The 12,640-nt window shown below is 59.4% G+C and carries 10 protein-coding genes and 1 pseudogene; 7 read left to right on the top strand and 4 right to left on the bottom strand.

Going from position 1 to position 12,640, the window contains the following annotated elements:
- Nucleotides 1-72: 72 nt before the first annotated feature.
- The 3 genes from G559_RS0112420 to G559_RS0112425 all read right to left on the bottom strand — a co-directional run bounded on the left by G559_RS0112420 (nt 73) and on the right by G559_RS0112425 (nt 3,339).
- The gene (locus G559_RS0112420; RefSeq protein WP_028628523.1) at nt 73-1,221 is read right to left on the bottom strand and encodes a JmjC domain-containing protein; all 1,149 of its coding nucleotides are present in this window, start codon (nt 1,219-1,221) and stop codon (nt 73-75) included.
- Nucleotides 1,222-1,539: 318 nt separating this feature from the next.
- Nucleotides 1,540-1,806, bottom strand: a complete 267-nt coding sequence (locus tag G559_RS29860) for a hypothetical protein (RefSeq protein ID WP_081668051.1) — start codon at nt 1,804-1,806, stop codon at nt 1,540-1,542.
- Between the two features lie 216 nt (nt 1,807-2,022).
- Entirely contained in the window at nt 2,023-3,339 is a 1,317-nt protein-coding gene (locus G559_RS0112425; protein ID WP_081668053.1) for an HlyD family secretion protein, read from the bottom strand.
- Between the two features lie 182 nt (nt 3,340-3,521).
- On the opposite strand from G559_RS0112425, the pseudogene G559_RS28935 reads away from it, so the two are divergent.
- From G559_RS28935 to G559_RS0112445, 3 genes and pseudogenes are all read left to right on the top strand, one after another.
- Nucleotides 3,522-4,108, top strand: a pseudogene (locus G559_RS28935) (transposase); the annotation flags it as partial.
- A gap of 495 nt (nt 4,109-4,603) precedes the next feature.
- Complete coding sequence (locus tag G559_RS31265; protein ID WP_394296412.1) at nt 4,604-4,756, top strand: hypothetical protein; 153 nt, start codon at nt 4,604-4,606, stop codon at nt 4,754-4,756.
- A gap of 221 nt (nt 4,757-4,977) precedes the next feature.
- Complete coding sequence (locus tag G559_RS0112445; protein ID WP_028628526.1) at nt 4,978-6,576, top strand: ABC transporter substrate-binding protein; 1,599 nt, start codon at nt 4,978-4,980, stop codon at nt 6,574-6,576.
- 185 nt (nt 6,577-6,761) lie between these two features.
- Here the strand turns inward: G559_RS0112445 and G559_RS0112450 are convergent, their stop codons facing one another.
- Complete coding sequence (locus G559_RS0112450; protein ID WP_028628527.1) at nt 6,762-7,979, bottom strand: M24 family metallopeptidase; 1,218 nt, start codon at nt 7,977-7,979, stop codon at nt 6,762-6,764.
- A gap of 130 nt (nt 7,980-8,109) precedes the next feature.
- On the opposite strand from G559_RS0112450, the gene G559_RS0112455 reads away from it, so the two are divergent.
- From G559_RS0112455 to G559_RS0112470, 4 genes are all read left to right on the top strand, one after another.
- Nucleotides 8,110-8,703, top strand: a complete 594-nt coding sequence (locus G559_RS0112455) for a helix-turn-helix domain-containing protein (RefSeq protein WP_028628528.1) — start codon at nt 8,110-8,112, stop codon at nt 8,701-8,703.
- Between the two features lie 263 nt (nt 8,704-8,966).
- Nucleotides 8,967-10,499, top strand: a complete 1,533-nt coding sequence (locus G559_RS0112460; protein WP_028628529.1) for an ABC transporter substrate-binding protein — start codon at nt 8,967-8,969, stop codon at nt 10,497-10,499.
- A 203-nt stretch (nt 10,500-10,702) separates the two neighbouring features.
- On the top strand, nt 10,703-11,713 hold the full coding sequence (locus G559_RS0112465; RefSeq protein ID WP_028628530.1) for an ABC transporter permease subunit: 1,011 nt from the start codon (nt 10,703-10,705) through the stop codon (nt 11,711-11,713).
- An 11-nt stretch (nt 11,714-11,724) separates the two neighbouring features.
- Nucleotides 11,725-12,630 (top strand): ABC transporter permease subunit, encoded by a 906-nt coding sequence (locus G559_RS0112470; protein WP_028628531.1) that lies wholly within the window; start codon nt 11,725-11,727, stop codon nt 12,628-12,630.
- Nucleotides 12,631-12,640: the final 10 nt, after the last annotated feature.

Below are 12,640 nucleotides of genomic sequence, written 5' to 3' on the forward strand. Positions count from 1 at the left end.
ATAACCATGCCACGGAACTTTTAAGCCCTGGCTTCGAAATGAAGGGCAATCAACTCGACAGAAATCTGGGAGTCAGTCAACAATTTCGATCACGTCATTGAGAGCCAACTGAAACAGCGCCTTGTTGACAAGATCCTCTCCGTGCTCTGAAAACCTCTCCTGAATCCTAGCTACGCTACAAATTCCTTGGTTATGAATGAACTCAATCAACTCGAAACCCACATCATCGATATTGATTTTGTTTCCATTGATCACCACGAACCCTTCCGAGAATCGGTACAGCAAGTTAGCATTCAACCGAACGATCTGCTTCAAATCGAGCTGATGATTGCTGCCATCGCCAAGGATATGGAGTGCAATCTTTGAGTCCACTCTATGCTGACCTATGTAGGCCCGCATAAATTTTTCAAAATTACTTCGATCACTGACGGCAGCCCCAAGGCTTGCCGCGATAGTTCTCAGAGATTCCTTGTCTCGCTCAAAGTCATGAAAGTTTTTCCTAACATCAGGAATCTCAGGCAGCAAATTAAGCAGCCAGCGTAAATAGTCAAAACCAGTAGGTGCGAATGTGCCGACAGCGAGATGAAATGTCTCCCCTCCAAGAGGAAGCGGATTGTGCCACCATCCACGAGGCACATATATGATGTCACCGGGCTCAAGAATAACGTCTAAATAAACCTCTTCCGGTTCTACCGCTTCGGACATATTTTTTGTCTGCTGCATGAATAAAGGGAAAACAAAGTTAGGCCTCTTGATGATCCAACGCTTCCGCCCCAGGAGCTGAACAGCAAAAACATCCCTTGTATCCCAATGACTTCTATAGGAAGACTTACCGCTGAAAGCAGCATACCCGCTGACGATAACCTGCGCACCTGCATAGTTGGCAATCTGCTTGGATATGGCAGTCACGAAGGGTTCGTTTTTTATTCTATTGAAGACAAGCGTTGCGCCCTCTCGCATATACCTATAAATCACAGACTTGATGTATCGATGCTCTAGGCGCCCAACATTCATATAAGACTCCACGTACTCCGTCTTTGGAATCTCACGACCATCCATCAACTTAAAACTTCTATCGGACGCATCCGCCCTCTCGTAAATTTCACTTATATCTTTCCAGCCTATACGCACTCCTTGGATAGCACCTTTAAAAACATGAGGCTTTCTGTACAGATACTCGTCAAAAAAATCACTCTTCGTAACACCAAACGCGATGCGCATTATCTACCACCCACGCAGTTAAAGACCATGCCCGATGACCACATTAAACTATTGATTGCTCTTTTCAGACTCTTGATCTTTTCTCAGCCACAGGACAAGTAACATTCCGACCAAGGCTGACACAGCACTCCCGTTTCTTTGGCTAGCATCACCACTTATTGCGAAGAACACTGTCGAAACAGCACAAACCAAGGTTAGTACAGTAAAAAAACAGATAGCTAACTTACGCAGAAAATCGAACTTATTAGCCATCCTCAAACTCCTCGCAGAGAAATAAGCCAAGTGACGCAATGCCGCGCCACTTGACACACGCCTTACTTAATAGTTGGTTCCATCACCATAGTCGCTTCCATCTTGGCTGTCCTGGTACCAGTCATAAGCCCCCGCTGCGGCGCCAATTACCGCACCTGCAATAGCGCCAACCAACCCAGCGCGACTCCCGTTGACGGCACCGCCTGCCGCCGACGCGAGTACACGGCCGGCGGCATATCCCGCACCACCGGTTGTGACTGTGGTATTTACCGTGTCAGTAGCATTGCCAGCACCACCCACTAAGTTCATCTCGGTTAGAGTAAGTTCTCTCATGGCTTTCTCCTTTTGAAACGCCATATTTCTTCTAAATTAGGCAACTGCGTCAGTGCCTGATGTCAGCACATCCGATACAGCCGCCGTATTCGCTTCCCTTACGTATACAGGGAAGCGTCAAGAAGCTCTGTTCCGCAAAAACACATAAGCCATTGCGCGATATCGCCTCTTGAATCTCCTTGCACAGGACACGCCATTAGTTCACCCCAACCACCATTATTCAGCAGCCCACTTACCCGTCACAGAGTAAATTGGTTCAAGCACCCACTCATAAAGTCGACGTTTATCTTGAATTATGTCTGCTTCCAACAGCATTCCAACCTGCAGGGGCTGCGCCACCCCATAAACAGTCAGTCTCTGGAACTCAAGACCGAGAGTTACGCGATAGAACAGTTCGCCTGTACCAGTGGAATCCTGAAGTACGCTTGCTACATGCGCAGGGAGTTCCTGAATGGCATAGGGACTTTTCGCCACATCCATTACCCGTCCTCGGGCTGACCCGAATTTCTGATAGGGATAGGCGGCATAGCGCATCAGCGCCGTCTGCCCTGGCTCAATAAATCCGGCCTGTCGCGGAGTAACATAAACATGTGCCGTCAGTTCAGCCTCATACGGGATCAGACTCGCCAATAGCGTACCCGCCATAACCTGTTGGCCTGGCTGGACGCTTACGCCGGTAACATATCCTCGAAAAGGAGCCGAGATAATTTGTTCAACGCGCACATCGTTCTCGGCTTGTTCCTGCCTGACGAGCGCGATGGCATTGTCGATGTCGGAGACATCGCCTTGGTATCTGAGTTCAGTTTCCTCAAGCTGCGCTAGAAGATCGATTCGCTCTCGGCCCAAACTCGCCTGAGTGCGACGCAACGTCTGTTGCTGCCCTCGCAAGGTCAACAATTCCGCTTCGGCCTGCTGTAGCTGTGAAATTGAGATGAAGTTCTCCGATACCAACTCTTTCTGGCGCTCCAGATGCGTCTGAGCCAATATCACACGACGACCCTGCAATTGAATTTCTTCATCCAGACGAGCCAGCTCTTCATCGATAGCACGCAGCCGATTTCCGATCATCCGATGTTGAGTTTCGACGCGGCTGTCGGCCAACACGCGATTGCTCTCCAACAAGCGTAAACGCTGCTCCAACTGATCTGAGATCAGTTGTTGTGTGCCGCCTGCTGAACTGAGCCGTTCGCCGGAAATGACAAAGAGCACGTCTCCTTGTTCAACAACTTGACCCTCGGTCACTTTGGCTTCGGAGATGAAACCGGCTGCACTTGAAGAAAGGCGTAGCATCCCCCGCTCGGGAGTTAACAACCCCGTGACGGTCGCCGTTCGCGTATAGGTTCCAAAGTATGCGAATACCCCCACAATAAAAACGAGCGTGATCGAAACTATCGCCGTCGCCGTATAGCCCACTGGTTGATGAATAAGCACACGCCCCTGATACCCCATGCGGCTTCCAGCACTGGCTTCAGATCGAAATAAGCACTGATCAACTGATTCGCCTGCTGCTCCATGCAAAACTTGTTGCTCCATCAGTTTTACTTAGTACTGAGGAATCTACGAAAGCGAATGACCAAGATCAACGGACAGACTTTTAAATAGCGTTTTCCGAATAGACTTGGCGCATATGCTGACAAACCACTTCCCCACTGGGGATGATCTGAAGTAGCCGTACATTTCTGGCTGACTTCAGCGCCTGCTGATTTTGATCGCGACCATGGGTAGGGCTGCTGGAGTTGATTGAGCCGTTCTACCCCAAGGCTGGAAGTGGTCGTCCGCCGTACCCACCGGAAACCATGCTGCGCATCCACCTGCTGCAAAGCTGGTTTGCCCTCAGCCATACGGCGATGGAGGAAGCGCTGTACGAGATAAACTCGCACCGTCAGTTCGCCAAGCTGTCGCTGCGCCAGGGCACCATCGCCGATGCGGCGATCACTCAGGCACCCAGCTCGACCAAGAGCAAGGAAGGCAAACGCGATCCTGAGATGCACCAATCGAAGAAGGGCAACCAGTACTTTCGGGACGAAGTCGAATATTGGTGCCGATGCCGAGTCTGGCCTAGCGTGCAGAATCGTGGGTACGGCGGCCAACTTGGCCGATGCCCCCCAGATCGACCAACTGCTGCACAGCGAGGAGAACGTGATCTGTGCCGATGCGGGCTGCACCGGGGGTGCAGAAGCAGCCCGATCATGCAGGACGTGCAGTCATCTGGCAGATAGTGGCCCGGCGCAGCACCTATATGCAGTTGGGCAAACGCAGCGTCTTGAACAAAGCCAAGCGCATGATCGAGAAGGCAACGGCACTGCGCGTGTCATGCTTTTTATAGGCGCTGCGTAAAGCCGAAACCGGCCAGATGACTGGGCGACTTTCGTGTTCAGGGCGCTTTCACCACGAAGTATGGAACCCGCCAGGCCAAGGGCGATCATGTGCATTACCTAGGAGGCCGCCACAATCTGGTGGAAGCCTTTGAAATCGCCGCCTATGCGAGCTATTTCGACGACTTGTGGGACCAGTAATTCCTGGGCCTGCCCCATAGTGCGGGAGACCTCGGGCGACTGGCCCTGGATACGACCCTCAACGCCTACCGCACCCGCGACGGCGGTTCGCGCAAGGAGGGTTACATCGATAACGACGCCTGAAGCCTCGCCCTAAGCCTTGGTCACCAGGCCCACTCGCTGACCTTTGCCTGGCAACAGAACCACGGCGATGAATACTTCGACTACGTTCGCGAAACCGCCACGATCCACCTGGCCAACACTCTGTTCTCCGACTACGGGCGAACGAGCGCTCGGCCCAGGTGCGATACGATACCGACTGGGCGGTTTTCGGGATTCCGGGGCTACGCACCGGTGTCTGGTACGTCAAAGGGTTGGAACATCGACGGCACCCGCTACCGGGGCGCTCGCAACGGCGCCTACGGCAATTGCGCGGAAGTGCTAGCCATGGATGATGAGCGTCACCATGAGCATGGCCCGACGGCAAGCTACATAGTCCAGGGTGGACGCCTTGAGAACAGCCCCTTCAGGGTCACCTGGAGGTCACACCGAGAAAGCCGGCAGTAAGTGGATGCCAGTGCCGACGAACTACGCATCGTCAGCACCCTTCCGTTCGACCTGCTCTGAATGACCGCGGCCCCGGCAGATCGTCGCCGGGGCCTACAGGAGACAGTCCATGCACAAGCTCATTCGTCTTGCTCCCCTGCTTCTGCTGCTGGGCGCAACGACCGCCCTCGCCCGGAACAACAGCCTGGTCGTCTGCACCGAAGCCAGCCCCGAAGGCTTCGACATTGTCCAGTACACTGCCGCCACCACGGCCGATGCCTCGGCCGAGACGGTCTTCGACCGCCTGGTGCAGTTCGCGCCCAGCAGCACCCGGCTGCAACCGGGATTGGCGGAAAGCTGGAGCATCAGCCCTGACGGCCTCGTCTACGAGTTCCAGCTACGCAAGGGCGTTACCTTCCACAGCACGTCCTGGTTCACTCCCAGCCGTGAACTCAACGCCGACGACGTGCTCTGGAGTTTCCAGCGCCAGCTCGACCCGGCTCATCCCTGGCACACGCTGTCCCCGCGCGGCTTCCCCTATGCCGAATCCATGGCCTTCGCGCAGTTGATCGAGCGCATCGAGAAGCTCGACGACCACCGCGTGCGTTTCACCCTGAAACACCCGGAGGCGCCCTTTCTCGCCGACCTGGCCATGGGCTTCACGTCCATCTATTCCGCCGAATACGCCGACCAGTTGCTGAAAGCTGGAAAGCCGGAACAGCTCAACCGCGAACCGGTCGGCACAGGCCCGTTCGTTTTCGAGCGCTACCGCAAGGATGCGCAAATCCGCTTCCGCGCCAACACGCACTACTGGGCAGGCAAACCTGCGATCGACCGTTTGCTGTTCGCCATCACCCCCGATCCCAACGTGCGCGTACAGCAACTCAAGGCCGGCGCCTGCCAGATTGCCGTCTATCCGCGCCCGACTGATATCGACGCCCTGCGCCAGGACCCGGCCTTGCAGGTTCTGGAACTGGACTCCCTACTCGTCGCCTACGTCGGCATCAACACCCGCCATCCGCCGCTCGACGACGTGCGGGTACGCCAGGCCATCAACCTCGCCTTCGACACCCGCGCCTACCTGCGCGCCCAATATGGCGAAGGGAATGCCAGCATCGCCGTGGCGCCCTACCCGGCCAGCATGCTGGGCTTCAACGACAAGCTGAACCCTTGGCCTCACGACCCGGAAAAAGCGCGGCAACTGCTGGCCGAAGCGGGTCACAAGGACGGCTTCAAGCTGAGCATCTGGACCCGCCCCGGCGGCGGACCGACCAACCCCAACCCGGGCATTGGCGCGCAGATGCTCCAGGCAGACCTGGCCGCCATCGGCATCAAGGCAGACATTCGCGTGTATGAATGGGGCGAGCTGATCAAACGCGCCAAGAACGGTGAGCACGACCTGGTGTTCATGGGCTGGGCCGGCGACAACGGAGACCCGGACAACTTCCTTACACCCAACCTGTCCTGCGCCGCGGCCAAATCAGGCGAGAATCAGGCCGGCTGGTGCAACCCGGCGTTCGATGGGTTGATCCGCGAAGCCCGCGCCATCAGCGATACGACCCGCCGTGCCGAGCTCTATCGAAAGGCGCTGGCGATCTTCCACGAGCAGGCACCGTGGATAACCCTCGCGCATCCCAAGCAGTTCGCCGCCGTGCGCAAAGGTGTGGACGGGTTCCAGCTGAACCCGATGGGATCGAACAACTTCGCGCGGGTGAAGGTGAACCCGTAGGCCGCTTCCCTGTTGGGGCGAAATCATTCGCTCTGTCTGCGTTAGCTATCGGTGAGCTTGGGCGCCTGTAGGAGCCAGCTTGCTGGCGAAAATGTCCGCGTTCGCTAGCAAGCTAGCTCCTACAAGGAATTCCACGACCCTCAACACGTTACGCGGACACAGCCAATTCATTCGCCAAGCAGACCTCAGGCCCCCAACCCGAACGGATCGTCGATGGAATGGCTCGGCTCGGTAAACCAGCGCGGCCCAGTGGCCGTCATGTAGAAGTGGTCCTCCAGGCGAATGCCGAACTCGCCCGGCACGCAGATCATCGGCTCATTGGAGAAACACATGCCTTCGGCCAGCGGCGTTTCGTCGCCGCGCACCAGGTAAGGCCCTTCGTGAATATCCATGCCGATGCCGTGGCCGGTGCGGTGCGGCAGGCCGGGCAACTGGTAGTCCGGGCCCAGGCCGCCGGCTTCCAGGCAACGACGCGCCGCGGTGTCTACCGAGCCGCAAGGCTCGCCAAGGCGGGCCGCATCGAAGGCAGCCTGCTGCGCCGCCTTCTCCAGGTTCCAGAACGTGCGCTGACGGTCGCTCGGGGAACCGAATACATAGCTGCGGGTGATATCCGACTGATAGCCATGGAGCTGGCAGCCGGTGTCGATCAGCACCATGTCGCCGTCCTTCAGCACCTGCGCGTGCTTTACGCCATGGGGAAAGGCACTGGCCTCACCGAACAGCACGATGCAGAAGGTCGAACCCGGCGCGCCCACCTTGCGGTGCGCCTGGTGGATGAACTCGGCGACCTCAAGGGTGCTGATGCCCGCGCGCAGGATGCTGGCGGCAGCCTTGTGCACTTCAAGGGTCATGTCCTTGGCGCGCTGCATCAGCGCCAGCTCGGTGGCGGACTTGTGGAAGCGGCAGGGATTGATCACGCAGGCCGCATCGACGAAGTCGAAGCCCGAGCCGAGACGACGGATGCCGTCGAACATGAAGAAGGCCAGCGACGGGCACAGGCCCACCTTGGCGTCGGCGGCGATGCCCATTCCGGCCAGCATTTCCAGCAGCAGGCGATAGGGGCTCTCGTGTTCCTGCCAAGTGTGGATAACCCCGTCCACCTCGCGAAAATCGCGAATGGTGCCTTCTTCAAACGCGGGGGCAATGTAGGCGAGTTGACCATCGGCAGGGAGCACGGCACCGACCATGCGTTCGCTCGGGCTCCACTTCACCCCGGTGAAGTAGCGCAAGTTGCTGCCAGCGTTCAGGTAGATGGCCGCGACACCCTGTTCGCGCATCAGGCCCTGGGCCTTGGCAATGCGTGCCTGGTACTCACCGAGGCCGATGGGCTCCGTGCCCTCGGTCATGATCGCCAGGCCGGCCAGGGCCTGTTCCGGAGTCTTGCCACCCACACCCACTGTCATCTTGTTCTCCCGAGTGATGTTGCCGTGCGCCGAATTTAAGTCTCACTTAAATAGCCGTCAACGCAATTTTTCAGTCCCACTTAATTTCAATAAGGCGACAAGCCTTTTCTACAATGCGCCGCCCGTTATACTGGCGCCCTTCAGAACAAGAGCCACGCCAAAGACCGTAGAACAGATCGGCGAACGGTTGCGCCGCTATCGCCGCGCCGCCAACAAGACCCTGAACCAAGTCGCCGCCGAATCGGGCCTTACGGCCAGTTTCCTGTCCCAGGCCGAGCGCAACCTCACCGGCGTGTCCATCTCATCCCTGGCGAACATCGCCAAATCCCTGGGCATTCCGCTCAACGCCCTGTTCGACCAGCCCGCCCAGCACCAGCCCGACTCCCATCAGGGCCAGCGCGTGCGCTACACCATCGGCGGCCAGCCGCTGGCCTACGAGCGCCTGTCCAGCAACTTCCCGGGCAACCTGATCAACGCAGTGAAGATGAGCATGCCGGTGGGCTACCAGTCCGAGCTCATCTCCCACGATGGCGCTGAGTTCGCCTACGTGCTGTCGGGGCAGATCGCCTACACCATTGAAGGTCGCAACTACCCCCTCGGCCCTGGGGATTCAGTGCATTTCGACGCCGCCAAGCCGCATTTTCTCGCCAATGCCGGCGACGAAGTGGCCGAGGTGCTGACCGTGACCACCATGGGCCTGTTCGACGACCACCCCACGCCCTGACCAGCCAGTTCCAGATGTAAGCGCCACTGAATTTAAGTTGACCTTAATTTCAGCATCACTTAAGTTCGGCCTCGGCCGGCGCAGGCGCAAGCATCCCTTTCCCCTCCGCCGCCATCGCCCGCCCGGGGATGCCGGCATCCGGCCCCTGGCTCGCGAATGACGGGCAACCTGCGGCCCACGAAGCCGCAGGGTCAGGTGCAACGGACACCGAAGGCTTCGACCACCTGATACGCCGCCCTCAGAACAACAACAACGAGGTTCGCATGCGTCAGAAAACCACGCTCAAGTCCATGCTCGCCGCCGGCCTGATCCTCGGCTCCGGCTTCACCCACGCCGCCAGCAACCTGGTCTTCTGCTCCGAAGGCAGCCCCGCCGGCTTCGACCCGGGCCAGTACACCACCGGCACCGACTTCGACGCGACCTCCGAAACCCTCTTCAACCGCCTCGCCCAGTTCCAGCGCGGCAGTACCCAGGTCGAACCTGCCCTGGCCAGCAGTTGGGACATCAGCGAAGACGGCAAGCGCTACGTCTTCCACCTGCGCCCCGGTGTGAAGTTCCACACCACCGCCTATTTCAAGCCGACCCGCGAGCTCAACGCCGACGACGTGGTCTTCACCTTCCAGCGCATGCTCGACAAGGAGCATCCGTTCCGTAAGGCCTACCCCACCGAGTTCCCCTACTTCACCGACATGGGCCTGGACAAGAACATCGCCAAGGTAGAGAAGGTCGACGACATGACCGTCGCCTTCAACCTGAACGAAGTAGACGCCGCCTTCATCCAGAACCTGGCGATGAACTTCGCTGCGATTCAGTCCGCCGAGTACGCCGACCAGTTGCTGAAGGCCGGCAAGGCCGCCGACATCAACCAGAAGCCCATCGGCACTGGCCCCTTCGTGCTCAAGCGCTACCAGAAGGACGCGCAGATCCGCTTCACCGGTAACAAGGATTACTGGAAGCCCGAGGATGTGAAGATCGACAACCTGATCTTCGCCATCAACACCGATGCCTCCGTGCGCACCCAGAAGCTCAAGGCCGGCGAATGCCAGGTCACCCTCAACCCGCGCCCGGCAGACATCGAGGCCCTGAAGAAGGACCCGAACCTGAAGGTGCCGAGCGAACCCGGCTTCAACCTCGGCTACATCGCCTACAACGTCACCCGCGCCCCCTTCGACAAGCTCGAAGTGCGCCAGGCGCTGGACATGGCGGTGAACAAGCAGGCCATCATCGACGCCGTCTACCAGGGCGCCGGCCAGCTCGCCGTGAACGGCATGCCGCCGACCCAATGGTCCTACGACGAAACCATCAAGGACCGCGACTTCAACCCGGAGAAGGCCAAGGAACTGCTGAAAGCCGCCGGCGTGAAGGAAGGTACCGAAATCACCCTCTGGGCCAAGGTGGGCATCAAGGCACGTATCGTCAGCTACGAGTGGGGCGAGTACATCAAGCGTGCCCACAATGGTGAACACGACGCCATGCTGATCGGCTGGACCGGCGACAACGGCGACCCGGACAACTGGCTGGGCACCCTCTACGGCTGCGACTCGGTCGACGGCAACAACTTCTCCAAATGGTGCGACGCCCGCTACGACAAGCTGGTGAAGGCCGCCAAGGCCACCGCCGATGTCGAGAAGCGTACCGAGCTGTACAAGCAGGCCCAGCACGTCCTGCAACAGCAGGTACCGATCACCCCCATTGCGCACTCCACGGTTTATCAACCGATGCGAGCCAGCGTGAAGGACTTCCTGATCAGCCCCTTCGGACGCAACAGCTTCTATGGCGTCTCCAACGGACGCTGAGTGAACGAGGCCGGGCAACCGGCCTTGTCCGCCCCCTTCGAGCCACCGACAGAGTGGCCGAGGCCAATCTCACCTGCCCATAACGAACGCAAGGCCCCCCGTCCCGACACCCTCGGGCCGGCGCCTTTACCCACGCGGCCTAAACTGCTGGGAACGGTCAGCACGCTGACCGGCATTACAAAGACGAGGAGTGATTCGCCCAAATGCTGAGTTTCATCGCACGCCGACTGGGACTTCTGATCCCCACCTTCTTCGGCGTCACCCTGCTCACCTTCGCCCTGATTCGCCTGATCCCCGGCGACCCGGTGGAAGTGATGATGGGTGAACGTCGGGTCGACCCGGAAATGCACGCCCAGGCCATGGAACGCCTCGGCCTCAACAAACCGCTGCCGGAACAGTACCTGGATTACATCGGCAAGCTGGCACAGGGCGATCTGGGCGAATCACTGCGCACCCGCGAAGGCGTCTGGCAAGAATTCCTCACCCTGTTCCCGGCTACCCTGGAGCTGTCCATCGCGGCACTGATCTTCGCGGGCACCCTTGGCGTACTGGCCGGCGTGATCGCCGCGCTCAAACGCGGCTCCCTGTTCGACCACGGGGTGATGGGCATCTCGCTGGCGGGCTACTCCATGCCGATTTTCTGGTGGGGCCTGCTGTTGATCATGTTCTTCTCCGTCTGGCTGGGCTGGACGCCGGTATCCGGACGGATCGACCTGCTCTACGACATCGAACCGAGAACCGGCTTCATGCTCATCGACACGCTGCTTTCCGAAGAAGAAGGCGCCTTCGTCGATGCCCTGCGCCACCTGATCCTGCCGGCCATCGTGCTGGGCACCATCCCGCTGGCGGTGATCGCCCGCATGACCCGCTCGGCCATGCTCGAAGTACTGCGCGAAGACTATGTCCGCACCGCCCGCGCCAAGGGCCTGTCGCCGGCTCGCGTGGTCTTCGTCCACGGCCTGCGCAACGCGCTGGTACCGGTCCTCACCGTGTTCGGCCTGCAGATAGGCGCCCTGCTCGCCGGCGCCGTGCTGACCGAAACCATCTTCTCCTGGCCCGGTATCGGCAAATGGCTGATCGAGGCCATCGGCGCTCGTGATTATCCAGTGGTGCAGAACGGCATCCTGCTGATCGCCTGCCTGGTGATCCTGGTGAACTTCGTCGTGGACATCCTCTACGGCCTGGTCAACCCACGCATCCGCCATCAGCGATAAGGAGACCTGACGTGACCACCCTGCAACCCCAGGTCGATCCAAGCATCCTTTACCCCTCCCCGCTGAAGGAGTTCTGGAAGGCCTTTTCCCACAACAAGGGCGCCGTCGGCGGCCTTGCCTTCATGATCCTGATCGTGTTCTGCGCCCTCTTCGCCCCTTGGGTCGCGCCCCATGACCCGAGCGAGCAGTTCCGTGACTTCCTGCTGACCCCGCCGGTCTGGCTGGAAGGCGGCCAGGCGCAGTTCCTGCTGGGCACCGATGAACTTGGCCGCGACCTACTCTCGCGCCTGATCCATGGCGCCCGCCTGTCCCTGCTGATCGGCCTGGCCTCGGTGGTGATGTCGCTGATCCCGGGCATCCTCCTCGGCCTGGTGGCGGGTTTCTTCCCGCGCCTGCTGGGGCCCTCGATCATGCGCCTGATGGACATCATGCTGGCCCTGCCCTCGCTGCTGCTGGCGGTGGCCATCGTCGCCATCCTCGGCCCGGGCCTGATCAACACCGTGATCGCCATCGCCATCGTCTCCCTGCCTTCCTATGTGCGCCTGACCCGCGCCTCGGTGATGGGCGAGCTGAACCGCGACTACGTCACCGCCTCGCGCCTGGCTGGCGCCGGCCTGCTGCGCCTGATGTTCGTCACCGTGCTGCCCAACTGCATGGCGCCGCTGATCGTGCAGGCCACCCTGAGTTTCTCCTCGGCCATCCTCGACGCCGCCGCCCTGGGTTTCCTCGGCCTCGGTGTGCAGCCGCCCACGCCTGAGTGGGGCACCATGCTGGCCTCCGCGCGCGACTACATCGAACGCGCCTGGTGGGTGGTCTCGCTGCCCGGCCTGACCATTCTGCTCAGCGTGCTGGCAATCAACCTGATGGGCGACGGCCTGCGCGATGCGCTGGACCCGAAACTCAAGAATGCAGTCTGAGGAGCCCGCC

Source organism: Metapseudomonas resinovorans DSM 21078, from assembly GCF_000423545.1.
Lineage (GTDB): Bacteria > Pseudomonadota > Gammaproteobacteria > Pseudomonadales > Pseudomonadaceae > Metapseudomonas > Metapseudomonas resinovorans.